22 protein-coding genes are annotated in these 23,921 nt (G+C 72.2%); 11 read left to right on the top strand and 11 right to left on the bottom strand.

Annotated features, from left to right (window positions below):
* Positions 1–2: 2 nt before the first annotated feature.
* Both ACP4J0_RS12450 and ACP4J0_RS12445 read right to left on the bottom strand, forming a co-directional pair.
* Positions 3–1,847: an SCO2524 family protein gene (locus ACP4J0_RS12450; protein WP_426598702.1), complete on the bottom strand. Its 1,845-nt coding sequence runs from the start codon at positions 1,845–1,847 to the stop codon at positions 3–5.
* 54 nt (positions 1,848–1,901) lie between these two features.
* Positions 1,902–2,675 carry an SCO2525 family SAM-dependent methyltransferase gene (locus ACP4J0_RS12445; RefSeq protein WP_426598826.1) on the bottom strand — a complete coding sequence of 258 codons (774 nt, stop codon included), beginning with the start codon at positions 2,673–2,675 and terminating at the stop codon, positions 1,902–1,904.
* A gap of 255 nt (positions 2,676–2,930) precedes the next feature.
* On the opposite strand from ACP4J0_RS12445, the gene ACP4J0_RS12440 reads away from it, so the two are divergent.
* Positions 2,931–3,470: a GNAT family N-acetyltransferase gene (locus ACP4J0_RS12440; protein WP_426598701.1), complete on the top strand. Its 540-nt coding sequence runs from the start codon at positions 2,931–2,933 to the stop codon at positions 3,468–3,470.
* Positions 3,471–3,491: 21 nt separating this feature from the next.
* Here ACP4J0_RS12440 and ACP4J0_RS12435 read toward each other — a convergent pair whose 3' ends face one another.
* Positions 3,492–4,187, bottom strand: a complete 696-nt coding sequence (locus tag ACP4J0_RS12435) for a TerB family tellurite resistance protein (protein ID WP_426598700.1) — start codon at positions 4,185–4,187, stop codon at positions 3,492–3,494.
* A 184-nt stretch (positions 4,188–4,371) separates the two neighbouring features.
* Positions 4,372–6,093, bottom strand: coding sequence for a 2-isopropylmalate synthase (gene leuA / locus ACP4J0_RS12430; protein WP_426598699.1), 1,722 nt, complete (start codon positions 6,091–6,093; stop codon positions 4,372–4,374).
* Between the two features lie 351 nt (positions 6,094–6,444).
* On the opposite strand from leuA, the gene ACP4J0_RS12425 reads away from it, so the two are divergent.
* The 7 genes from ACP4J0_RS12425 to ACP4J0_RS12395 all read left to right on the top strand — a co-directional run bounded on the left by ACP4J0_RS12425 (position 6,445) and on the right by ACP4J0_RS12395 (position 11,994).
* On the top strand, positions 6,445–7,515 hold the full coding sequence (locus ACP4J0_RS12425) for a M4 family metallopeptidase (protein WP_426598698.1): 1,071 nt from the start codon (positions 6,445–6,447) through the stop codon (positions 7,513–7,515).
* A 21-nt stretch (positions 7,516–7,536) separates the two neighbouring features.
* Positions 7,537–7,803: a protealysin inhibitor emfourin gene (locus ACP4J0_RS12420; protein ID WP_426598697.1), complete on the top strand. Its 267-nt coding sequence runs from the start codon at positions 7,537–7,539 to the stop codon at positions 7,801–7,803.
* Between the two features lie 468 nt (positions 7,804–8,271).
* Entirely contained in the window at positions 8,272–9,345 is a 1,074-nt protein-coding gene (locus tag ACP4J0_RS12415; RefSeq protein WP_426598696.1) for a PhoH family protein, read from the top strand.
* Positions 9,346–9,357: 12 nt separating this feature from the next.
* Positions 9,358–9,855: an rRNA maturation RNase YbeY gene (gene ybeY / locus ACP4J0_RS12410; RefSeq protein WP_426598695.1), complete on the top strand. Its 498-nt coding sequence runs from the start codon at positions 9,358–9,360 to the stop codon at positions 9,853–9,855.
* A complete protein-coding gene (locus ACP4J0_RS12405) occupies positions 9,852–11,156 on the top strand; it encodes a hemolysin family protein (RefSeq protein WP_426598694.1) in 1,305 nt (434 codons plus the stop codon). Before ybeY ends, ACP4J0_RS12405 begins: the two co-directional genes overlap by 4 nt.
* Positions 11,153–11,512, top strand: coding sequence for an MmcQ/YjbR family DNA-binding protein (locus ACP4J0_RS12400; protein ID WP_426598693.1), 360 nt, complete (start codon positions 11,153–11,155; stop codon positions 11,510–11,512). The genes ACP4J0_RS12405 and ACP4J0_RS12400 overlap by 4 nt, the downstream gene beginning before the upstream one ends.
* A 128-nt stretch (positions 11,513–11,640) precedes the next feature.
* Positions 11,641–11,994: a cytidine deaminase gene (locus tag ACP4J0_RS12395; RefSeq protein ID WP_426598692.1), complete on the top strand. Its 354-nt coding sequence runs from the start codon at positions 11,641–11,643 to the stop codon at positions 11,992–11,994.
* A gap of 76 nt (positions 11,995–12,070) precedes the next feature.
* On the opposite strand, the gene ACP4J0_RS12390 is transcribed toward ACP4J0_RS12395, so the two are convergent.
* Positions 12,071–12,634, bottom strand: a complete 564-nt coding sequence (locus ACP4J0_RS12390) for a hypothetical protein (RefSeq protein ID WP_426598691.1) — start codon at positions 12,632–12,634, stop codon at positions 12,071–12,073.
* A gap of 136 nt (positions 12,635–12,770) precedes the next feature.
* On the opposite strand from ACP4J0_RS12390, the gene era reads away from it, so the two are divergent.
* Entirely contained in the window at positions 12,771–13,724 is a 954-nt protein-coding gene (gene era / locus ACP4J0_RS12385; protein ID WP_345625763.1) for a GTPase Era, read from the top strand.
* Between the two features lie 225 nt (positions 13,725–13,949).
* Here era and ACP4J0_RS12380 read toward each other — a convergent pair whose 3' ends face one another.
* The gene (locus ACP4J0_RS12380) at positions 13,950–15,083 is read right to left on the bottom strand and encodes a carbohydrate kinase family protein (protein WP_426598825.1); all 1,134 of its coding nucleotides are present in this window, start codon (positions 15,081–15,083) and stop codon (positions 13,950–13,952) included.
* A 452-nt stretch (positions 15,084–15,535) separates the two neighbouring features.
* Between ACP4J0_RS12380 and ACP4J0_RS12375 the strand changes: the two genes are divergently transcribed.
* On the top strand, positions 15,536–16,885 hold the full coding sequence (locus ACP4J0_RS12375) for an MFS transporter (RefSeq protein ID WP_426598690.1): 1,350 nt from the start codon (positions 15,536–15,538) through the stop codon (positions 16,883–16,885).
* A 21-nt stretch (positions 16,886–16,906) separates the two neighbouring features.
* On the opposite strand, the gene ACP4J0_RS12370 is transcribed toward ACP4J0_RS12375, so the two are convergent.
* From ACP4J0_RS12370 to ACP4J0_RS12350, 5 genes are all read right to left on the bottom strand, one after another.
* Positions 16,907–17,905: an adenosine deaminase gene (locus ACP4J0_RS12370; RefSeq protein ID WP_426598689.1), complete on the bottom strand. Its 999-nt coding sequence runs from the start codon at positions 17,903–17,905 to the stop codon at positions 16,907–16,909.
* Between the two features lie 20 nt (positions 17,906–17,925).
* Complete coding sequence (locus ACP4J0_RS12365) at positions 17,926–18,831, bottom strand: ribonuclease Z (RefSeq protein WP_426598688.1); 906 nt, start codon at positions 18,829–18,831, stop codon at positions 17,926–17,928.
* Between the two features lie 14 nt (positions 18,832–18,845).
* Positions 18,846–19,199, bottom strand: coding sequence for a histidine triad nucleotide-binding protein (locus ACP4J0_RS12360; protein WP_426519766.1), 354 nt, complete (start codon positions 19,197–19,199; stop codon positions 18,846–18,848).
* 343 nt (positions 19,200–19,542) lie between these two features.
* A complete protein-coding gene (locus ACP4J0_RS12355; protein ID WP_426598687.1) occupies positions 19,543–22,785 on the bottom strand; it encodes a S41 family peptidase in 3,243 nt (1,080 codons plus the stop codon).
* A 79-nt stretch (positions 22,786–22,864) separates the two neighbouring features.
* The gene (locus ACP4J0_RS12350) at positions 22,865–23,380 is read right to left on the bottom strand and encodes a hypothetical protein (protein WP_426598686.1); all 516 of its coding nucleotides are present in this window, start codon (positions 23,378–23,380) and stop codon (positions 22,865–22,867) included.
* A gap of 71 nt (positions 23,381–23,451) precedes the next feature.
* On the opposite strand from ACP4J0_RS12350, the gene ACP4J0_RS12345 reads away from it, so the two are divergent.
* Entirely contained in the window at positions 23,452–23,808 is a 357-nt protein-coding gene (locus tag ACP4J0_RS12345) for a hypothetical protein (protein WP_426598685.1), read from the top strand.
* Positions 23,809–23,921: the final 113 nt, after the last annotated feature.

Genomic DNA, 23,921 nt, shown 5'->3' with positions numbered 1-23,921 from the left:
ACTCACACCTCCTGCGCGGCGGCACCCCTGGCCTGGGCCAGGGTGTCGAGTTCCTGGAGCACGGGCAGGGCCAGGGCGAAGGCGGTGGCGGGCCGGTCGTCGACCAGGCCGCGGGCGCGGTCGAGGCGGCTCTCGATGCTCCGCATGGCCCGGGCTCTGCTGCCGTCGGCGGCGGCGGAGGCCTCCAGCTGCTCCTTGCCGAACAGATGGGTGGCCTCGCTGAGCAGTTCGCGGGCCAGCTCGGCGAGTTCGGGGCTGCGGATGGGCTGCTGCTCGTACAGGTTGCGGGCGGCGACGAGGCATTCGGTGACGCGCTCGGTGATGCTCCAGGACATGCGCAGGCCGACGTTGCGCGCGTCCGGGTAGACGGCCCGGACGTTGTCCCAGAGGCCGGCGCCGTCCTCCTCTTCGATCCGCCGCTTCCACAGGTGCTCGAAGGCCTGCTCGGCGAGGCGCAGCAGCCGGTCCTGGGCGCCGATGTTCCGGGAGAGTTCGGCGAGCTGGATGATCCGCTTGAGGAGCTGGGCGGAGAAGTCGGTCATCCGCCACATGAGGAGCCCGCCGGAGCGCTCGGACCCGGCGAGCGGCATGGTGACGCCGGGGTTGTGCAGCCGGATGGCGGGGTCGTCCCTGGTCATCCGGCTGGTGACGCGGCCGCGGTCGGCGAGGCGCTCCATGATGGCGACGGTGCGGGTGAGGTCGTCGTCGGTCGCCTTCCGGCGCACCAGGTCGTGGACGAGGATGGCCGCGACGGTCAGGGAGAAGTACTCGGACTCCAGGCGCAGGCCGGTGGTCTGCCAGGGCAGGTCCTCCAGGGGCCAGCGCTCGGTGCCGAAGCGGGCGATCGCGGACCAGTACTGCTGGCTGAGCTCCCAGCGCAGGCGCAGTGCCTCGGCGAGTACCTGCTGGTCGGCGTCGAGCAGGCCGAGGGTGAGGGTGCGGTCGGAGAACAGGTCCTGGATGCCGTCGAGGGCGACGACGGTGAAGTACACGTAGGGCAGCCGGTCGGCTATGCCGGCGGGCTGGCCGGGGACCGGGGTGCTCAGGTCGGTGATCTCCGGGGCGTCCTGCACGACGCCCCAGGCCCAGCCGCACTCGAAGAGCTGGCTCTCGTCGCGGATGCCCTCGTCGACCTCGATGCCGCGGCTGAGGCTCTCGATGATGGTGGCGCGCAGGGGGCGTAACCTGCGGGAGAACTGCTGGAGGACGGCCCGGTCGGACTGTCTGCCCTGTCCGACGACCTCGATCAGCCGCTTGCCCTGTTCGGACTCGGCGTCGAAGACGTTGACGGTGAAGGAGCGCAGCAGACTGACCATGGCCGCGGTCAGCCGGGCGTTCGTGGCCTCTCTCAGCTCGGTGATCGCCCTGCGCACCTCGGGGCGGGTCGTGGTGCCCTCGTAGACCTTGAGGAATCCGAGGGTGGCGAGGCAGAGCGTGACGGACATGGAGTAGGAGTCGACCACGCCCAGCTGGCTCTGCTCGTGGGTGATCTCACCGCCGGGCTCGGCAGGCCGGAAGTAGTGTCCGCCGGCGAAGGTGGGGCTGTCGTCCGTCCCGGTGTGGGTGCGCATGAACTGGCTGAGCGCGGTGATCAGGTTGGGCGGGATCTCCAGCCGGCTGCCGACCCGGTCGAGGGCGCGCAGGACGTCACGTTCGGTGGTGTCCGGCTGGTCCAGCCGGAAGGCGGGGACCTCGGTGGCCGGATACAGGAGGCAGAGCAGGCGTTCGGCGTCCGCGACGCTGCTCAGCCCGTCGGTGTCCCCCCACAGGAGTTTCCCGTCGTCGAACGCGTGACGGGCCATGGCCTGCCAGATGTCCAGCAGATGCTGGCGTGGCTTGATCTGCATCCCCGCACCCCTCGTACAGATCTCGTTGCCCTGTGTTCAGCATGGTCCCCGTTCCTACGGGGTGGCAATCTCCGAATTGCGCCGTCCCAGGGCGAGAAGCATTCCCTCGTGTCCCGGCCGCACCACGTGGTGCAGATCGTGGATCTCCAGCTCTCCGGTGTACGGTTCCAGGCTCTCCCTGACCCGGTCCTCGTTCACCCGGTAGGCCGGGTAGTCGTGTTCACCGACGCGGTAGCCGAGCGACTCCTTCATGAACGCGGCGGCGAACGGCGCGCCTTCACTGAGCGCGTTCATGAAGCACCGCACGCCCCGGCGGAACTCGTCGGGGCACTCGGACATCGAGTCGGCGACGAAGAACATCGTCCCGAGGTCCCAGCGCCGGTTTCCTTCCTCCAGGTCGAACAGGTTGCCGCGCTCCACCCGGACGATCTCGCTGACCAGGTTCTTCGCTTCGACGGCACGGTAGGCGGGCGACTCGCTCAGCACCTCCCAGAACGCGTCCCACGCGGTGTCGTACCCGCCCGGGGACACCTGCTTCTCCAGGTATTCGACGTTCGGGTGCGCGTATTCCAGCAGCAGCACCTTCTCGCACCACGGCAGCATGGAGAGCGCGGGGTAGAGATTCGCGCCGGCGCCGACGTCGACGCCCCGCACCGATTCCGGAACGCCCCCGGCGAAGCAGCGGCCGAAATAGTCGCGCATCAACCGGACGATCAGCAGATCGACTTCGAGCGGCGTCCGGTAGTTGTTGTCGACATACACCTCTGGATCGAATTGCGACCAAGGTGCGTCGGCGTTGCGATCCATAGTCACCCTGCCGCGTTCCATTCGATTCCGGACAAGCCCCAGTGTCGTGCACGGTAAGCCACCAGGACACGTCGAGACAGCCGGGAACACGCCAGTCCTCTTCCGTCGGGTGCACGTCCGGCGCACCGTCGCACACCCGAACTCGCCCTTGCACAGGGGAAGTTGGAAGCTCACTCTAGCCAGAAGGAGCCACCGGCCGCCACACGAGGTCTCATTCCTTCGGGTGCGCCGCCGGTGTCGTCGAGTTGACGTCCGCACGTCCTGACTGGGGGTTGCATGACCGCCGAACCGCTGGAACGCTCCTTGGACCGCCACGAGCAGTTCCCCGGGGAGCCGTACCCGGACACCCTGCCACTGGTCCTGCGGACGGCCCGGGAGTCCGACCTGCCCGAACTCCGGCGGCTCGACGAGGAGGTCTTCCAGGAGGTCGCCTATCCCGGCTTCCTCCTGCGCCAGCTCTTCGACATGTACGAGGAGCACTTCCTGGTGCTCGACGACGGAACGGGCCGGCTGCGCGGCTACGTCCTCGCCGCCACCAGGGCGCTCGGCGGGGACAGCTGGATCCTCGGCCTGTGCGTCACCCAGGACCGGCGCCGGCACGGGCTGGGCCGGGAGCTGATGACGGAGGTCCTGAGCCGGCTGCGCCGGGACGGCATAGGGGTGGTCCGGCTCACCGTGGAACCCGCCAACCTCGCCGCCATCCTGCTCTACCGCTCCCTGGGCTTCCGCCCCGAGGAACCCGACGGCGGCCTGCGCCCCGACTACTTCGGCCCGGGCATGCACCGCCAGATCATGCGCCTGGACATTCCCGGGTAGGGGGCGGGCCGGGAGGCCGGGCTACGAGGGCGTGCCCGCCGACTCCAGGAGGCGGGTCACGTCGTCGGAGCAGAGGGTGAGGGCCGCGCCGACCGTCGCGAGGGTGTCGCGTTCGGCGGGGGTGTAGGGGCCGTCGGCCAGGGCGATGCGGGCGCCCTGGAGCAGGATCGACTCGCGGCCGACGGTGGCGAGGTGCGGGGCCAGCGGGTCCAGGGCCTCGTGCAGTTCTATGGCCAGGCCGGGCACGCAGGGCTCCCCGCGGACCCGGCCGGTGTCCGCCTCCAGCGCTTCGACCAGCGCGTTCAGCTGGTCCTCGGTGCAGTCCTCGAAGCCGGCCGCGCGCACCGCGACGGCCGCCGTCTCCAGTGACGTACGGGAGCAGGTGCCGCCCGCGGTCAGGACCGCGAGGGCGACGGTGTGGACGGCGTCGCGGAGCATCGCGGAGAAGCGGGTGGTGGTCGGGTGGTCGAGGACGTCGGTGCCGTAGTGGCGGCGGCAGGCCGCGCACTCGACGGTGGGCGCGGACTCGCCGCGCGGCAGCACGGGCACGCCGAGCAGGGTGAAGCGGCGGCGGCCGGTGAGCCGCTGGTAGTTGCGGTCGCCTCCGCAGCCGGGGCAGAAGAACTCGCCGTCGCCGACGGGTGTCCACGCGGTGCGCGTGCCCAGCATGCGTGGCAGCCGGGCAGCTCGGCCGTTCCGTCCCCGTCCAGGCAGCACGTCGCACCTCCGTAACCGCGCGACAGCATCGTCGCGCTGGCGTGATGTTAGCCACATCACCGACGTGGAGTCAGTACCCGGGACGAGACCTTTCCGTGACCTGCACATGGAGATGGCCGGTATACGACGGGGCCCCGCCCGCCGTTTTCCGGCGAACGGAGCCCCAAACCGCCGATTCGGCTGGTCAGCGAGTAGCGCGGTTGACGGCGGAGACGACCGCCTTCAGCGAGGCGCGCGTGGTGTTCGCGTCGATTCCGATGCCCCACAGGACCTTGTCGCCGATGGCGCACTCGATGTAGGACGCGGCCTGCGCGGAGGCGCCCTCGCTCATCGTGTGCTCCTGGTAGTCCAGCAGGCGTACGTCGATGCCGACGCCCTGCAGGGCGTGGAAGAACGCCGAGATCGGACCGTTGCCGGTGCCGACCAGGGTGGTCTCCTCGCCGTCGACGGTGGCGTCGACGGTGAGGGTGTCGATGCCGTCGCGGTCGGTCGTGGTCTGGCCGTTGGCGACCTGGATGCGGCCCCAGGGGTTGTCCGGGTTGGGCAGGTACTCGTCCTGGAAGACGTCCCAGATGGCCGTCGGCGTGATCTCGCCGCCCTCGGCGTCCGTCTTGGCCTGGATCAGCTTGGAGAACTCGATCTGCATCCGGCGCGGCAGGTCCAGCTTGTGGTCGTTCTTGAGGACGTAGGCGATGCCGCCCTTGCCGGACTGCGAGTTGACGCGGATGACCGCCTCGTAGGAGCGGCCGACGTCCTTGGGGTCGATCGGCAGGTAGGGGACGGCCCACTCGATGTCGTCGACGGTGACGCCCTTGGCCTTCGCCTCGGCCTCCATCGCGTCGAAGCCCTTCTTGATGGCGTCCTGGTGGGAGCCGGAGAAGGACGTGTAGACCAGGTCGCCCACGTACGGGTGGCGCGGGTGGACCTCCATCTGGTTGCAGTACTCCCACGTGCGACGGATCTCGTCGATGTCGGAGAAGTCGATCTGCGGGTCGACGCCCTGGGAGAACAGGTTCATGCCCAGGGTGACCAGGTCGACGTTGCCGGTGCGCTCGCCCTGCCCGAACAGGCAGCCCTCGACGCGGTCGGCGCCGGCCATCAGCGCCAGCTCGGCCGCCGCCACCGCCGTACCGCGGTCGTTGTGCGGGTGGACGGACAGCACGACGTGCTCGCGGCGGGAGAGGTTGCGGTGCATCCACTCGAAGCGGTCCGCGTGCGTGGACGGCGTGGAACGCTCCACGGTGGCGGGCAGGTTGAGGATGATCTCGCGGCCGGGGCCGGGCTGGTAGGTGTCCATCACCGCCTCGCAGACCTCCAGGGCGAAGTCCAGCTCGGTGTCGGTGAAGATCTCGGGGCTGTACTGGTAGCCGAACTCCGTCTCGGGGCCCAGCAGCTTCTCCGCGTACTCCATGACCAGCCGGGTGCCGTCCACGGCGATCTGCTTGATGTCGTCCCGGGAGCCGCGGAAGACGACGCGGCGGAAGACGGGGGCGGTGGCGTTGTACAGGTGGACGGTGGCCCGCCTGGCGCCCTGCAGGGACTCCACCGTGCGCTCGATCAGGTCCTCGCGGGCCTGGGTCAGTACGGAGATCGTCACGTCGTCCGGGATGGCGCCGGGCTCTTCGATGATGGAGCGCACGAAGTCGTAGTCGGTCTGGCCGGAGGCCGGGAAGCCGACTTCGATCTCCTTGTAGCCCATCTTGACCAGCAGGTCGAACATCGCGCGCTTGCGGGCGGGCGACATGGGGTCGATCAGCGCCTGGTTGCCGTCGCGCAGGTCGGTGGAGAGCCAGCGGGGGGCGGTGGTGATGCGCCGGCCCGGCCAGGTGCGGTCGGCGATGTCGACCTGCTCGTATCCGCGGTACTTGGCGGTCGGCATGGAACTGGGCTGCTGGCGGTTGGCCATGTTGCGTGGGCTCCTCGTGATGTCCGCGGTGTGCGGGACGTCCGCGACGTCCGCGTGTTCCGGAAGGACGGCCGACGGCACCACCAAGCTCCGCGGGGAGGGAGTCGGCCTCTTACAGGCCCTCGCCGCGGCAGCTAAGGAGAAGCAGCCCGAAACGCATGATGCCCAGCACCCTAGCCGAGCCACGCGGCGCGCGTGGGTCCGTATCAGTATGCGGGACCACGGAGGGAACCGGGACAAAAAGTGCCGTATACCACTCACCGGCGGCCGGGAGGGCTCCTTGGTGTCGCTTTTCACCAATCGTGGTTGCGGGGGGTGACAGTCGTGTCACGCAGTGCGATGGTTCCGGACATGACGACATCCGGGGGCTTCGAGCCCGTCTTCTGCACCATCGTGCCGCCCCACGTCCTCGACAAGCTCGCCCAGCACGACGACCCCGTGCTCGCCGGACCCGCCCGCCGGACCCTCCAGCGCGACGCCTTCGAGCGCACCCACCGCTCGCTGACCACGGTCATCGGCGCCCCCGCCGTCGCCCCGCGCGCCGACGCCGAGCCCGACAAGCCGCACCGCACGATCTACGACGCCCGGCACGGCACCGACCTGCCCGGCAGGAAGGTGCGCGGCGAGGGCGAGGAGCCCGGCCAGGACGCCACCGTGAACCGCGCCTACGCGGGACTCGGCGCCACCTTCGAGCACTTCCTCAAGATCTACGGACGCAACTCCATCGACGGCGGCGGGCTGCCGCTGGACGCGACCGTGCACTTCGACCGCGAGTACAACAACGCCTTCTGGAACGGCGAGCAGATGGTCTTCGGCGACGGGGACGGGGAGATCTTCCTCGACTTCACCATCCCCCTCGACGTGATCGGCCACGAGCTGACCCACGGCGTCACCCAGCACACCGCCAACCTGACCTACTACGGCCAGCCCGGCGCGCTCAACGAGTCGGTGTCCGACGTCTTCGGCGCCCTCATCAAGCAGTACTCGCTCGGCCAGACCGCCACCGAGGCCGACTGGCTGATCGGCGCCGGGCTGCTCGCCCCGCGCGTGACCGGGGTGGCGCTGCGCTCCATGAAGGCGCCGGGCACGGCGTACGACGACGACGTCCTCGGCAAGGACCCGCAGCCCGCGACGATGGACGACTACGTGCGCACCGGCCGCGACAACGGCGGCGTCCACATCAACTCCGGCATCCCCAACCACGCGTTCTACCTCGTCGCCACCGAGCTCGGCGGACACGCCTGGGAGCGGGCGGGGCAGGTCTGGTACGACGTGCTCACCGGTGGCGAGCTGGCGCAGGACGCGCTGTTCACGGACTTCGCGACGCTGACCGTGCGGGCCGCCCGGGAGCGCTACGGCGACGCCGACGAACTGGAGGCGGTGCGCAAGGCCTGGGAGCAGGTCGGGGTGCGCACGCTGTAGTTCCGTACTAGACACGGACCCATGCGGATTCAGGTGAGGCGCACAGGAGGCTTCGCGGGCATCGAACGCCACGCGGAGGTCGACACCACGGGACGCCCCGACGCGGCCGAGTGGCACGCCCTGGCGGAACGGGCGGTCGCCGACGGACGGGGCACGCCCCCCGTCGGGGTGCCGGACGGGTTCAGCTACCAGATCACCGTGGACGGGAGGACGGTGTACGCCGCCGATCCCCGGCTGACGGACGAACAGCGGAGGCTGATCTCGCGGGTGCTGAAGGAGGGGGCGTAACACCGCCCGGGCACGGGGGCGTTGACGTCCCTCACCGACGGTACGGATGATCCCCGGTCGCCGGACGGCTGCCTGTGGGGCGTGGGACGGACCACGGATCAGGGATCAAGGACCACGGATCACGGACGGTACGCGCGCCGGTTCGGGCCCGTGCACGTCGACTTCGGGACGCGCGGGCGCACGCCAAGGCGCCGTACCGCCGGTTCCGGGACGTGATCCGCGCGCAACGGTGAGTACCGGCCGGACGGGCGGGGAGTACCGGCCGGGCGGGCGGGAGGCACTGGCGGGGCGGGCGCGTGAGCATCGGCTGGGCAAGCGCGTCCGCACCGGCCGGGCAAGCGCGTCGGCACCGGTCGGATAAAAGGTCTCGGCGCTGTCGGCGGGGAGTCGTACGCTGGAGGAAGCAGACCACACCCGTCACGCGGCGCACGCCGCAGAGGAGGATGTGCAGGCCTCGAGCGCCGGCCCATGACTCAGACACCCTCAGCTCACACTCCCGCGCAGGGACAGGCGAGAGCACAGTTCACCGTCCCCGCCCAGCACCCCATGGTGACCGTGCTGGGATCAGGCGACTCCCTGTTGCGCGTGATCGAGAAGGCCTTCCCGGCGGCCGACATCCACGTCCGGGGAAACGAGATCAGCGCGGCCGGCGACAACCATGACGTCGCCCTCATACAGCGCGTGTTCGACGAGATGATGCTGGTGCTCCGCACCGGACAGCCGATGACGGAGGACGCAGTGGAACGCTCGATCGCCATGCTCAAGGCGAGCGAGAACGGGGAGAGCGACGGCCAGGAGACCCCGGCCGAGGTGCTCACGCAGAACATCCTGTCCTCGCGAGGCCGCACGATCCGCCCCAAGACGCTGAACCAGAAGCGGTACGTCGACGCGATCGACAAGCACACCATCGTCTTCGGCATCGGCCCCGCGGGCACCGGCAAGACCTACCTGGCGATGGCCAAGGCGGTGCAGGCCCTGCAGTCCAAGCAGGTCAACCGCATCATCCTGACCCGCCCGGCGGTCGAGGCCGGCGAGCGGCTCGGCTTCCTGCCGGGCACGCTCTACGAGAAGATCGACCCGTACCTGCGCCCGCTGTACGACGCGCTGCACGACATGCTCGACCCGGACTCGATCCCGCGGCTGATGGCGGCGGGGACGATCGAGGTGGCGCCGCTGGCGTACATGCGCGGCCGCACGCTGAACGATGCCTTCATCATCCTGGACGAGGCCCAGAACACCAGCCCCGAGCAGATGAAGATGTTCCTCACCCGCCTCGGCTTCGACTCGAAGATCGTGATCACGGGTGACGTGACGCAGGTCGACCTGCCCGGCGGCACGAAGTCCGGCCTGCGGCAGGTGCAGGACATCCTGGAGGGCGTCGACGACGTCCACTTCTCCCGGCTGTCGTCGCAGGACGTCGTCCGGCACAAGCTGGTGGGCCGTATCGTCGACGCGTACGAGCAGTACGACAGCAGGAACGGCACCGAGAACGGTGGTCACAAGGGCCACGGCAAACATGGTGCCAAGGCCAAGGGGAAGTAGACCAGCACGACCATGTCGATCGACGTCAACAACGAGTCCGGAACCGAGGTCGACGAGCAGGCGATCCTCGACATCGCCCGCTACGCGCTCGCGCGGATGCGCATCCACCCGCTCTCCGAGCTCTCGGTGATCGTCGTGGACGCCGACGCCATGGAGCAGCTCCACATCCAGTGGATGGACCTGCCGGGTCCGACGGACGTCATGTCCTTCCCGATGGACGAGCTGCGTCCGCCGGCGAAGGACGAGGACGAGCCGCCGCAGGGACTGCTCGGTGACATCGTGCTCTGCCCGGAGGTCGCCGCCAGGCAGGGCACCGAGGCACCGACGCGGCACTCCATGGACGAGGAGCTCCAGTTGCTCACCGTCCACGGGGTGCTGCACCTGCTCGGCTACGACCACGAGGAGCCGGACGAGAAGGCCGAGATGTTCGGCCTGCAGGCCGCCATCGTGGACGGCTGGCGTGCGGAGAAGGGCCTGACCGGCCCGTCCCCGGCCCCGACCGTCTCATGAGCCTCCCGCTCATCGCCGGCGCGGTCGCCCTGGTGGTGATCGCCTGGCTCGCCGCGTGCGCGGAGGCGGGGCTCGCGAGGGTCTCCAGCTTCCGCGCCGAGGAGGCCGTACGGTCCGGGCGGCGCGGCGCCGGGAAGCTGGCCAAGGTCGCCGCCGACCCGACGCGCTACCTCAACGTGGCGCTGCTGGTCCGCGTCGCCTGCGAGATGGCGGCCGCCGCGCTGGTCACGTACGCCTGTCTGAAGCAGTTCGACGGCACCGGCGAGGCGCTGGTGATCGCCATCGCGGTGATGGTGCTGCTGTCGTACGTGGCCGTCGGGGTCTCCCCGCGCACCATCGGACGCCAGCACCCGCTGAACACCGCGACCGCGGCGGCGTACGTCCTGGTGCCGCTGGACCGGATCATGGGCCCGATCCCGTCGCTGCTCATCCTCATCGGCAACGCCCTCACCCCCGGCAAGGGCTTCCGCCGCGGCCCCTTCGCCTCCGAGGCGGAGCTGCGCGCGCTGGTCGACTACGCCGAGAAGGAGTCCCTGATCGAGGCCGAGGAGCGCCGCATGGTGCACTCGGTGTTCGAACTGGGCGACACGCTCGTGAGGGAGGTCATGGTCCCGCGGACCGACCTCGTCGTCATCGAGCGCTACAAGACCATCCGGCAGGCGCTCACCCTCGCCCTGCGCTCCGGTTTCTCGCGGATACCGGTCACCGGTGACAGCGAGGACGACATCGTCGGCATCGTGTACCTGAAGGACCTGGTCCGCCGGACGCACATCAGCCGGGAGGCGGAGAGCGACCTCCTCTCCACGGCCATGCGGCCGGCGTTCTTCGTGCCCGACACCAAGAACGCCGGTGACCTGCTGCGCGAGATGCAGAAGGAGCGCAACCACGTCGCCGTCGTCATCGACGAGTACGGCGGCACCGCGGGCATCGTCACCATCGAGGACATCCTGGAGGAGATCGTCGGCGAGATCACCGACGAGTACGACCGGGAGCTCCCGCCGGTCGAGGAGCTGGGCGAGGACCGCTTCCGGGTCACCGCCCGCCTCGACATCGGCGACCTGGGTGAGCTGTACGGCCTGGAGGAGTTCGACGACGAGGACGTGGAGACCGTGGGCGGTCTGCTGGCGAAGGCGCTCGGCCGGGTGCCGATCGCCGGTGCCTCGTCGATCGTGGAACTGCCCGACGCCCGCGAACTGCGGCTGACGGCGGAGGCCGCGGCGGGCCGCCGGAACAAGATCGTGACGGTGCTGGTGGAGCCGGTGGGCACGGTGGAACCGGCGAAGGAGGCCGTGCCGGAATGACCCCCGGGCAGCTGCGCGACTTCTGCCTGTCCTTCAACGCCGCCGTGGAGGACTTCCCCTTCGGTCCGGAGATCTCGGTCTTCAAGGTGCTGGGCAAGATGTTCGCGCTGTCCTTCCTGGACGGGCGCCCGCTCACCGTCAATCTCAAGTGCGACCCGGACGACGCGATCCGGCTGCGCGCCGGCCACCCGGGACTGGTCGTCCCCGGCTGGCACATGAACAAGCGGCACTGGAACACGGTGACCGTGGACGGCGGGCTCCCGGACCGTGTCGTGCGGGAGCTGGTCGAGGACTCCTACGACCTGGTGGTCGCCGGACTGCCGCGCGCGGAACGGCTCCGGCTCGACCGGCCGTGACGGAGGCGCCGGGCCGGGAACGGGCGTCGTGCGCGGTGCCGGACGAGGGCCCCCGTGGCGGTGTCTCCCCGGCCCGGGGCGGGACCCCGTGGCGGTACGGGGGGCCGGCGGCTACGTATGCTCGGCCCATGACCGACACCAGCGCGCTCGACCCCGAGGACCGCAAGATCGTCACCCTGGCCCGTTCCGCGCGGGCCCGCAACGGCGTGCCCGAGGGGGCCGCCGTACGCGACGAGACCGGCCGTACCTACGTCGCCGGGACCGTCGACCTGGACTCCCTGAAGCTGAGCGCCCTGCGGACGGCGGTGGCGATGGCGGTGGCGTCCGGCGCGAAGTCACTGGAGGCGGCGGCCGTGGTGACGGAGGCGGAGTCGGCGTCGGCGGAGGACCTGGCGGCGGTACGGGACCTGGGTGGTTCCGGTACGCCGGTGCTGGTGGCCTCGCCCGACGGGACGGTGCGTGACACGGTGACCGCAGGCTGACCAAGGCCGTACACCTGCTTCTCGCGCCCGACGGACTGACCCGCTTTCCGGAGCGGGGCAGTCCGCGGTGTCGCGGTCAGTCCGCGATGTCGCGGTCGGTCCGGGACTCCGGCGTGACGAAACGCTGGTAGGCCAGAGCCCACACGCCGGTCTCGCGACGCACGGCCCTCATCGTGGAGAGCGGGTCATCGGCCCAGCCTTCGAGCAACGACTCGGTGGCCGCCTGGCACGACCGTTCGAAGGCCACGGCGCCCTGCGCACCGCCTGCTCCGGCTTCCAGGAAGCCGACCGTCTCCACGGCCCGTGCGGACATCTCCTCCCGGGACACGGCCTCGTGCCCGGCGAAACGGGCGAGCGCAGCGGCGGCGAGGGCGCGGTAGCCCCCGAGGAACCCCTCGGGGAGGCGGAGCGCCTGAGCCTGCTCGCCGAGCGCGCGGTTCGCGTCCTCGGCCTCCCGTACGACACCGGGATGGATGCCGGAACCGCGCAGGTGTCGCCACACGGCCCGCACGCCCCCGTCCACGCGGTAATGCAGGGACCGGATGCTGTCGTCCGGGCAGGCGGCGAAAACCGCGCCGCCGATCCTCAGGACGACGGAGGCGTCGAAGGCCAGGTCTGCGCCGCGGGCCGAACCCCGCACGTGCGTCTCCTTCCGTACGGCCGCGGTGGTGCGCGGCAGAGACGAAGCGTAGACGTCGGCTCCCCGACGCCCTGCCGTCGGCCCCGGCCACGGAGGTGGTACGGCGCGGCTCCGGGGATCAGGGACAATGGGCGCCATGAGCGTTCGTACCCAGTCATCCGAAGAGTCGGCCGAAGCTGTCCACAGGGCCGGTTTCGCCTGCTTCGTGGGCCGCCCCAACGCGGGCAAGTCCACCCTCACGAACGCTCTGGTCGGGCAGAAGGTGGCGATCACCTCGAACCGTCCGCAGACCACCCGGCACACCGTGCGGGGCATCGTGCACCGCCCGGAGGCGCAGCTGATCCTGGTGGACACCCCGGGGCTGCACAAGCCGCGCACGCTGCTGGGCGAGCGGCTCAACGACGTCGTGCGGACGACGTGGGCCGAGGTGGACGTCATCGGTTTCTGCCTGCCGGCGAACGAGAAGCTGGGCCCCGGTGACCGCTTCATCGCCAAGGAACTGGCCGGGATCAAGAAGACCCCGAAGGTCGCGATCGTCACCAAGACCGACCTGGTGGACTCCAAGACCCTGGCGGAGCAGCTGATCGCGATCGACCAGCTCGGCCAGGAGCTGGGGATCACCTGGGCGGAGATCGTCCCCGTGTCGGCCACCGGCAACCAGCAGGTGGACCTGCTCGCGGACCTGCTGACCCCGCTGCTGCCCGAGGGGCCCGCGCTCTACCCCGAGGGCGACCTGACCGACGAGCCCGAGCAGGTCATGGTCGCCGAGCTGATCCGGGAGGCCGCGCTGGAGGGCGTACGGGACGAGCTGCCGCACTCCATCGCGGTGGTCGTGGAGGAGATGCTCCCGCGCGAGGACCGCCCCGCCGACAAGCCGCTCCTGGACATCCACGCCAACGTCTTCATCGAGCGTCCCAGCCAGAAGGGCATCATCATCGGCCCCAAGGGCAAGCGCCTGAAGGACGTCGGCATCAAGTCCCGCAAGCAGATCGAGGCGCTGCTCGGCACGCCGGTCTTCCTGGACCTGCACGTGAAGGTCGCCAAGGACTGGCAGCGCGACCCGAAGCAGCTGCGGCGGCTCGGCTTCTGACCCGCCCCGGCAGCCCGGCCGAACGGACGGACACCCGGGGCCCCGCCCCGCACGCCTGCCACGCGGCGGCAGCCGCACACCGACACAGCCTGGACCTGCACGTGAAGGCCGCCAGGGACCGGCCGGGCGACCCGGAGCGACTTCGGCGGCTCGGGTTCTGACCCGGCCCGGCAGCCCGGCCGACCGGAGTACTCGGCTTCTGAGGGCCGCCCGCGGCCCGGCCGGTCAGGCCGGGGGGCGGAAGCCGATGGTCGGGACCGCGCGGCGCAGGGGCCACGAGCCGGGCAGGTCGTCCGGGACCAGGTCGGCCAGGAACGCGTAGCGGCTGAGGGCCGTCGGGTCCTGGCTATCGACCGACTGGACCTTGCGCCACCAGGTCGCGATCTCGCACCAGCCGGGCGCGGACAGGGAACCGCCGAACTCCTGGACCGAGAGGGCCGCGGTCAGACCGGCGAAGGCGAGGCGGTCGGCCAGCGGCCAGCCGGCCAGGGTGCCGGTGACGAAACCGGCGACGAAGACGTCCCCGGCGCCGGTCGGGTCCAGGGCCTCCACCTCGATGGCCGGGACCTCGGCGCTCTCCCCCGTACGCCGGTCCACCGCGTACGCGCCGTCCGCGCCGAGGGTGACCACGGCGAGCGGCACGTGCTCGGTCAGGGCGTGCGCGGCGGCGCGGGGGCAGCCGGCGCCCGTGTAGCGCATCGCCTCGGCCGCGTTCGGCAGGAAGGCCTCGCAGTGCGCGAGGTCGGGCAGCCCCGCCAGGTCCCAGGCGCCGGTGTCGTCCCAGCCGACGTCGGCGAAGACACGGGTGCCCCGCGCGGCGGCCTGGGCGATCCAGGGGGCGCGGACGCCGGGCGTGAGGGAGGCGACGGCGGCGCGGGCGCGGGGCGGGCAGGTGGGGGACGGTTCCTCCGGCGGCGGTTCGTGGCCGTGGGAGACCATCGTGCGCTCCCCCTCGTACGCCATCGAGACGGTCACCGGCGAGTGCCAGCCGGGCACGGTGCGCGAAGGGGTCAGGTCGATGCCCTCGCCCTGTGCGAGGGCGTCCCAGCAGTAGTCGCCGTAGTGGTCGTCGCCGAAGGCGGCCGCCAGCGAGGTGCGCAGGCCCAGGCGGGCCAGCGCGGTCGCCATGTTCGCCACGCCTCCCGGGCTCGACCCCATCCCGCGCGCCCAGGACTCGGTCCCGCGCACCGGGGCGGAGTCGAGCCCGGTGAAGACGACGTCGAGGAAGACGGTGCCGGTCAGGTACACGTCCCAGGGCGGGTCCTGCGGGGTGCGCAGGGCGGCGAGGGGATCGACGTGGGGGTGGTGGTGCGACGTCTCGTCCGGGACGTGGCGGTGTGTTCTCTCGTCGGCGGGCATGACGGGCATGGCCGGCACGCCGGAGTCGGTGGACGCGGCGGAGGCGGTGGACGCCGGTGCGGTGGGCGCGGTGGACGTCGGCGCGGTGGACGCGGTGGAGGCTGGCACGGTGCGCTCCCTGGCATGGTGCGGACCCCGCCAGTGTGCACCACGCCGCCGACCGTGCGACGGCGTTCGCACCGGGGTGCCAGGCGGCGGATCGTCGCGGGGACGCGGGAGATCAGGGCCGAGAGGGAGGCCGTGATTCCGGCCGGGGGCGGGCCGGTTCACTGGAAGTGGCGACTTCGGCTACCCAGGACTGAACCCAACAAACGCATATGTGATGTAGATCACATCTTCTCGTCTGTTTCGCGGCTCCCCGCGCTTGATACAAATTGCCCGCGCGTTCCGTTCGTCGACGGTCGTCGCCCCCTCCCCTCCCCACCCTCCTTCCGCATGCCCTGGGAACGCCCGTGTTCGCCCCCCGCACCGCACCCTGGCCCCTCGTCGCCCTTTTCACGGCCGGGTACCTTCCTCCGTATCTGCTGCCCACCACCGTCGGCAGACTCGACACCGGCCTCGCGCTGACCACCACACAGGCGGGTGCCGTCGGCAGTGCGCTGCTGCTGAGTTCGGCGACCGCGGGCCTGCTGCTCGCCTCCCGGGTGCAGCGGATCGGCGCCCGCACGCTGGCCCGGTTCGGCCTCGTCCTGGCCGCCCTCGGCTACGGCGCCGCCTCGCTGACCACCGCCGTGCCCGCCGTCGTCGCCGGCGCGGTCCTGGGCGGCTTCGGCTCCGGTACGGCCACCACGGTCGCCGCCACCCGGATCGCCGCCGAGCAGGATCCGCACCGCGCCTCCACGCTGGGGCTGCTGAGCGTGTCCGCGCTGGCCGGCGCGGTGTACCTGACGGTGCCGCAGCTCGGCCGGGCGCACGGACTGCCGCTGGCCGCGATCGCCCTGACCGCTCTCGCGGCATGGCCGCTGACCGGCCGGCTGCCGGGCGGGACCGCCACGTCACCGGCCGCGCCCGGCACCGGCACCACCGCCCCGCTCCCCCGCCGCCGCTCCGGGCTGGTCCTCGCCGCCACCGTGCTGTGCTGGTCCCTCGCGCAGAACTCCCTGTGGGGCGTCAGCGGCCGGATCGGGCTGACGCAGGCGCAGCTGGGCGACGCCGCCCTCGGGGTCGTCCTCGCCGCCGCGCTGGGCGCGGGACTCGTGGGCGTGCTGGTGGCGGGTGCGCTCGGGCCGCGGCTGGGGCGTGCGATGCCCATCGGGGCCGGGACCGTGGTCATCGCCGGCTGCATCGTCCTGACCGCGTCCGCGACCACCCCCACCGCCTTCGCGGCCGGGGAGATCGCCTGGAACACGCTGTACCCGGTGGTCCTGTCGTACCTGATCGGCCTCGCCGCCTCGCTCGACCCGCGCGGCCGCTGGGCGGTCCTCGTCGGGTCGGCGTCCTCGCTGGGCACGGCGGCCGGGCCGCTGACCGGCACCGCGCTGTCGGCGCAGGCCGGGTATCCGGTCATGGGCCTGGTCCTCGGCGCCGGTCTGCTGCTGGTCGCCGCGCCGATGACCGCCGTCGCCCTGCACACCGGCGGGCGTCCGCTGCTGCCCGGCGCGATCCGCCGCCGCGGTGGCGCCCCGGCCGCCCTGGTCGCCGCCGCCACCGGCACGCCCAGCGGTGCCGTACCCGAGGTCGGTGCCGCGGAGCAGCCGGTCGTGGAGATCCCCGTGGACGCGCAGGCAGTCCCCCTCCGGCGCGCCTACGGCACGGCGGGACCCCGGCAGGCGGCGGCCGCACCGGGGTCCGGGACGGGCTGAGTCAGGCGGAGGAGGGCCGCGTCACGCGGACGGGAACTCGTACGCCTCCACCTCGGCGAGGTACCGCGCGCGCAGTTCCTCGTCGTCCTCCAGGAAGGAGGCGAGGAAGGAGTTGCGGGCCAGCTCCCGCAGCCGCTCCTCGGTGAGGCCGAGGGCCTGGCGTACGGCGTCGAAGTTGTCGCCCGCGTAGCCGCCGAAGTAGGCCGGGTCGTCGGAGTTGACCGTGCACATGAGGCCCGCGTCGAGCATGGCGGGCAGCGGGTGGCCGGCGAGGGTGTCGACCGTGCGCAGCCGGACGTTGGACAGCGGGCAGAGGGTCAGCGGGACGCGCTCGCGCACCAGCCGCTCGACCAGTGCCGGGTCCTCCACCGAGCGCAGGCCGTGGTCGATCCGCTCGACGCCGAGGACGTCCAGGGCCTCGACGACGTACTCCGGCGGCCCCTCCTCGCCCGCGTGCGCGACCCTGCGCAGGCCGAGGGCGGCGGCGGCCTCGTACACCTCGCGGAACTTGACCGGCGGGTGGCCGACCTCGGCGGAGTCCAGGCCGACACCGGTGATGCGGTCGAGGTACGGCTTGGCCGCGTCGAGGGTCTCGAGCGCCGATTCGGCGGACTCGTCGCGCAGGAAGCACATGATCAGCCGGGTGGAGACGCCGTGGTTCTCCCGGCTGCGGCCGAGCGCCCGCCACAGCCCCTCCACGACCGTGCCCATCTCCACGCCCCGGGCGAGGTGCGCCTGCGGGTCGAAGAAGATCTCCGCGTGCCGCACGCCCTGCGCGGCGGCGCGGGCGAGGTAGGCGTTCGCGAGGTCCTCGAAGTCCCGCTCGGTGCGCAGGACGGCCATGAGCTCGTAGTACAGGTTCAGGAAGGACTGGAGGTCCTCGAACCGGTACGCCTCGCGCAGCGCGTCCGTGTCCGCGTAAGGCAGGGACACACTGTTGCGGGCGGCCAGCTCGAAGGCCAGCTCGGGCTCCAGGGTGCCTTCGATGTGGAGGTGCAGTTCAGCTTTGGGCAAAGACATCAGAGAATCGTACGACCGGTTTACCGCCGTTTCGGAACCGGGACTCTCAGTAGGTCGTGCGCCACGGTCAGCTCACCCTCGTAGCCGGCCGCCCGTGCCTGCCGCTCGAACTCCTCCGGGTCCGAGTAGCGCTGGCTGAAGTGGGTGAGGACCAGGTGCCGTACGCCCGCGTCCCGGGCGACCCGCGCGGCCTGGCCGGCGGTGAGGTGGCCGTGGTCGGTGGCGAGGGTCTCGTCCTCGTCGAGGAAGGTGGACTCGATGACCAGCAGGTCGCACCCCTCGGCGAGCGCGTGCACGCCCTCGCAGAGCCGGGTGTCCATGACGAACGCGAACCGCTGGCCGCGGCGGATCTCGCTGACGTCGTCGAGCGGGACTCCGTTCAGCGAGCCGTCGCGCTGGATGCGGCCCACGTCGGGGCCCTTGATGCCGTGCGCGGCCAGGCGTTCGGGCAGCATGCGGCGGCCGTCGGGCTCGGTGAGGCGGTAGCCGTACGACTCGACGGGGTGGGAGAGCCTGCGGGCGTCGAGCGTGTAGGCGGAGGTGACGGCCAGGACGCCGTCGGTGTCGGCCGGTGCCTCGGTGAGGGCGACCGTCTCGCGGTAGGCGGTGGCGTACCGCAGGCGGTCGAAGAAGCGCTGCCCGGAGCGCGGGTAGTGGGCGGTGACCTCGTGCGGCACCTGGTCGAGGTTGATGCGCTGGATGACGCCGGCGAGCCCGAGGCTGTGGTCGCCGTGGAAGTGCGTGACGCAGATCCGGTTCAGGTCGTGGGCGGCGACCCCGGCGCGCAGCATCTGGCGCTGCGTGCCCTCGCCGGGGTCGAACAGGATGCCCTCGCCGTCCCAGCGCAGCAGGTAGCCGTTGTGGTTGCGGTGCCGGGTCGGGACCTGGCTGGCGGTGCCGAGGACGACGAGTTCACGTACGGACATCGTGGCTCGTCCCGTTATCCGGGGGGCCACTCGAGGCCACGGCCGCCGAGGACGTGGGCGTGGGTGTGCCAGACGGTCTGGCCGGCGCCGCTGCCGGTGTTGAAGATGGTGCGGTAGCTGTCGAGCTTCTCCTGGTCCGCGACCGCCCGGGTCTCGCGCAGGACGTCCGCGGCGACCTCCGGGGCGCCGGCGGCGAGGGCGGCGGCGTCCCGGTAGTGGGCCTTCGGGATCACCAGGACGTGGGTGGGGGCCTGGGGGTTTATGTCCCGGAAAGCGACGGTCGTCTCGGTCTCGCGGACGATCGTGGCGGGGATGTGGCCTGCGACGATCTTGCAGAACAGGCAGTCGTCCTGTGGCTCGCCGGACATGGTCCGCTCCTTACGGGGTGATCTTCTGGGGGCATCGTAGCGAGCGCCGGTGCGCGGGGCGCCACGCGCCGGAGCGTACGCGGGGTGGGGCGTACGCGGGGTGGGGCGTACGCGGGGTGGGTGTGCTGCCCGCGCCGGCAGGGCGGACGCCGGGTGGACGTGCCATCCGCACCGACGGGACGGACGCCGGGTGGACGTGCCATCCGCACCGACGGGACGGACGCCGGGTGGACGTGCTGCCCGCGCCGGCTCCCCGGGTGCCCGGGACGGCCGGCCCGCGCCGGCGGGGTGCCGCCGCGCCCGCCCGAGCCGCCCCGCGGCACGAGTGGGCGCGGCCCCGCGGCTAGGGCAGGCCCGGTGGCGTCTTGGCAGGGGCTTCCTCCAGTGCCGCCAGCGCGAGCCGGATCGCCTCGTCCAGTTGCGGGTCGCGGCCCGCCGCGTGGTCCTGGGGGCGCTGCGGGACCTCCACATCCGGCTCGACGCCGTGGTTCTCCACGCCCCAGCCGTAACCCTCCATCCAGAACGCGTACTTGGGCTGGGTGATCAGCGTGCCGTCGACCAGGCGGTAACGGCTGTCGATGCCGATGACGCCGCCCCAGGTGCGGGTGCCGACGACCGGGCCGATGCCGAGCGCCTTGATCGCGGCGTTGACGATGTCGCCGTCGGAGCCGGAGAACTCGTTGGCGACGGCGACGACCGGGCCGCGGGGCGCGTCCAGCGGGTAGCTGGCGGGCCGCATGCCGCGCGGCAGGTCCCAGCCGACGATGCGCCGGGCGAGTTTCTCGACGACCAGCTGGGAGGTGTGCCCGCCGCGGTTCTCCCGGACGTCGACGACCAGGCCCTCGCGGGCCACCTCGATCCGCAGGTCGCGGTGGATCTGGGCCCAGCCGGGGGCCTGCATGTCGGGGACGTGGAGGTAACCGAGCCGTCCGCCGGACTTCTCGTGGACGTAGGCGCGGCGGTCGGCGACCCAGGCGTGGTAGCGCAGGGGCTCCTCGTCGGCGAGGGGGACGACGACGGCGTGCCGGAGTTCACCGCCGCCGGACGGGGCGATGGTCAGCTCGACCGGCTTGCCGGCGGTGCCGACCAGCAGCGGGCCGGGCCCGGTGACGGGATCGACGCCCTGCCCGGCGACCGCGACGATCGCGTCCCCGGCGCGCACGGCGACACCGGGCGCGGCGAGCGGGGAACGGGCGTCGGGGTCGGAGGTCTCCGAGGGCAGGACGCGGTCGATGCGCCAGGTGCCGTCCTCGTGGCGGGAGAGGTCGGCGCCGAGCAGGCCCTGCCGGGCGCCGCCGCCGTGGCCGCCGCGCGGGACGACGTAGGCGTGCGAGGTGCCGAGTTCGCCGTGCACCTCCCAGAGGAGGTCGACCAGGTCGTCGTGGGTGGCGAGGCGGTCGAGGACGGGGCGGTAGCGGTCGAGGACGGCGTCCCAGTCGACGCCGTTCATGTCGGGCCGCCAGAAGTGGTCCCGCATGACGCGGCCCGTCTCGTCGAACATCTGGCGCCACTCGGCGGCCGGGTCGACGGTCTGCCGTACGCGGCTCAGGTCGACGGTGATGTTGGTGTCGCTGTCCTCGTCGGCGGAGGCCCGCCGGTCGCTGGGGACGACCTTGAGGCGTCCGTCGGCCCACAGCAGCACCCGCTTGCCGTCGCCGCTGACCTCGAAGTGGTCGGCGTCGCCGGCGAGGTGCTCGACGCGCTGCTGGGCGAGGTCGTAGCGCTCCAGCTCGGTGTGCGGGTCGGGGTCGTCCGGGGTGGCGCGGGAGGCGCCGAGGACGCCGGTGACCGGGTGGCGCAGCCACAGGACGCCGTCCTTGGCGGCGCGCAGCCGGGAGTAGCGGGCGGCCTCCACCGGGAACGGCACGATGCGGTCGGCGAGGCCCTCGATGTCGATCCGGGTGGTCGGGGTGCCCTCGCTGTCGGGGGTCTCGTCCCGGTCCGGGGTCTCGAAGGGCCGTCCGTGGCGCTGCGGGCCGAAGGGCGACGGGGTGGTCGCGGCCAGCGTGATCAGGTACGGGCGGGCGCCCTCGACGAAGGCCAGGTCGAAGACGTGCTCGTCGTAGACCGGGTCGAAGGAGCGGGTGGAGAGGAAGGCGAGGTGCTTGCCGTCCAGGGTGAAGGCCGGCGAGTAGTCCTTGAAGCGCAGCGGGGTCGCCTCGCTCACCGACAGGTCGGTGGTGCCCGCGAGCTTGAGCTGGCGCAGCGGGCTCGGGCCCGGGTGGGACCAGGTGAGCCAGGCGGAGTCGGGTGAGAAGACCAGTCCGGAGGCGTCGCCGTCCTCGCTGCGGTCGACCTCGCGGACCTCGCCGGTCTCGCGCTCGACGAGCAGGACGCGTCCGTCGTGCGAGGCGACGGCGGCGCGGCTGCCGTCCGGTGCCATGGCGAGGCCCAGGACGCGGCCGAGCTGTCCGGCGGCGAGGCGCCGCGCAGTGGCGCCGGGCGCCAGTCCGGTGGCGGGCGCGAACTCCAGGGCGTCGTCGCCCTCCGCGTCCGTCACCCACACCACCCATTCCTCGCCGTCGGCGCGGAAGGTGCGCGGCAGCCGGGTGCGTACGCCGGGCGTCGCCGCGAGCGCGCGGGCCGGGCCGGCGCGGTGGGTGACCCAGTGCACGCCGCCGCGTACGGCGACGGCGCTGCCGCGCGCTGTGTGGTCGGGTGACGCGGAGCCGAACCAGCGGGCGGCGTTCACCGGGTACGCCTGGAGGTCGACGCGGGCGCCGCCGAGCCGGATGTCGAGCCGGCGCGGCTCTGCGCCGTCCAGGTCGTCCAGCGTCCACAGTTCACCGGCGCTGGAGTAGACGACGCGGGTGCCGTCGGTCGCGGCGTGCCGGGCGTAGAAGCCTCCCCCGCTCTCGGCTTCGCTCGAGCGGGAGGTGCTCCCGAGGGGGGTGTGCCGGCGCAGGTCGGAGCCGTCGGCGAGGGAGGAGTAGAGGGCGCCGGTGCCCTCGTGGTCGGAGAGGAACGCGATCCGGTCGCCGACCCAGAGGGGGTACTCGATGTTGCCGTCGAGGTCGCTGTGCAGCCGTACGAACTCGCCGGCCTCCCCGTCGCCGTCCCCGTCGATCCACAGCTTGCCCGCCGTGCCGCCCCGGTAGCGCTTCCACCAGGCGGCCTCGCGGCCCATCGAGACGGACAGCAGCACGGTGCGCGGCCCGTACGCGACGTCGCCGACGGGCCCGTACGGCAGGGTGGCGGCGGGTCCGCCGTCGAGCGGGACGGCGCGGGCCCAGCTGCGGCGCAGGCTGGCCTGCCCGTGGGCGCTGAGGGCGAGGACCTGACCTTGCGGGGTCCAGCCGCGCACCTGGGTCTTCGGGCTGCCCCAGTGGGTGAGTCTCTTGCCGGCGCCGCCGTCGACGGGGGCGATGTGCACCTCGGGGGCGCCGTCACGGGTGGACGTCCAGGCGACCGTGGTGCCGTCGGGCGAGATGCGCGGGTGGTTCACCGGCACGTTGTCGGCGCTGACCCGCCAGGCCCGGCCGCCGTCGAGCGGGGCGAGCCACACGTCGTCCTCGGCGGTGAAGGCGACCAACTCGCCGTGCGGGTGCGGAAAACGGAGGTAGGCAGTCGCTGCGGGCTGTGTCACCCCTTCACCCTATGCAGGGGCGGGGTCCGCCGACAGAGGTTCGGATCACTTACCGGCCACGGCACGCGCGCCGTGGCCGTTACTTGCCCCGCACCGGCCGGCAGTGCGGGTCGTCCGGACACCAGATGGTCCGGGTGACGGTCACCGTGGGCCCGGGCTGCTGCGGGGAGGGCCGGTTCGCGGGCGGGGCGCTCGTGGCGTCGCAGTTGCCCAGCCCCTGGACGCGGAACAGCTCCTTGCCGTCCACCTCGCCGGTCAGCACGCCGCGCACACAGGCGCCGTTGACGACCCGGGTCACCTCGCCGTCGACGGCGATGTCCTTCCCGTCGCCGGTCTCCCCCTCGCAGTCGACGGAGGCGACGGTGTCCTCGCCCGCCGAGGCGGTGGCGCCGTCGTCCCCGAAGGACGCGGTACAGGTGAGCCACCGCACGTCCGCCTTCCGCCGCTCCAGTTCGCGTGTCGCCGTCTGGTCGGTCGTGTACGCCACCGACGCGGAGCTGAGTCCGCCCGGTTCACACGCGGTGGCACCGCCGACGGCGACGATCACGCCGACGACGACCGGAGCCACCCGCCAAATCCGCCTCGATGCCCCCATGAAGGGCAGCCTGCCACCGGTGCGGTGCGGACGGTAGGGCGCATACGGCCACTCCTCACTACCGTGGGCGCATGCACAGCGGACGTCGGCGCAGAAGGCTCGTCGTGGACGAAACGACCGCCTACGTGTGGTCGGTGCGTCACCGTCACAGCCGCACGGGACCCTGCCAGGAGGTACTCAGCCTCTCCCGGGACGGGACGACGACCCGTCTGCTGTTCCCGGGCGGCGAGGGACGGTTCGTCCCCGACGGCTTCCTGCCCTCGGGCTGCGTGGCCATGGGGGACGCGTCGCTCAACCTGCACGAACCCGGTGTCGTACGGGGTTTCGTCGACGAGGCGGCGCGGCGCGGACTGCTCGGCCGGTCCGCGGACCTGGACGGCTGGGAACTGTTCCCGGCGGTCGCCGCGGCCCGCGCCGGAGACGGCTGACGGCTGACGGCCCGCAACGCGGGCGACTGCCCCGACCGTCGGGGCCGACAGCCCGCACGGCGGACGGCTGACCCACCCGGCGGGGGCGACAGCCCGCACGGCGGACGACTGAC

It is taken from the genome of Streptomyces sp. WG7, from assembly GCF_049975785.1.
Taxonomy (GTDB): Bacteria; Actinomycetota; Actinomycetes; order Streptomycetales; family Streptomycetaceae; genus Streptomyces.
Note: the sequence above shows the minus strand (reverse complement) of the source record. Positions and strands in the feature narration are given on the sequence as shown.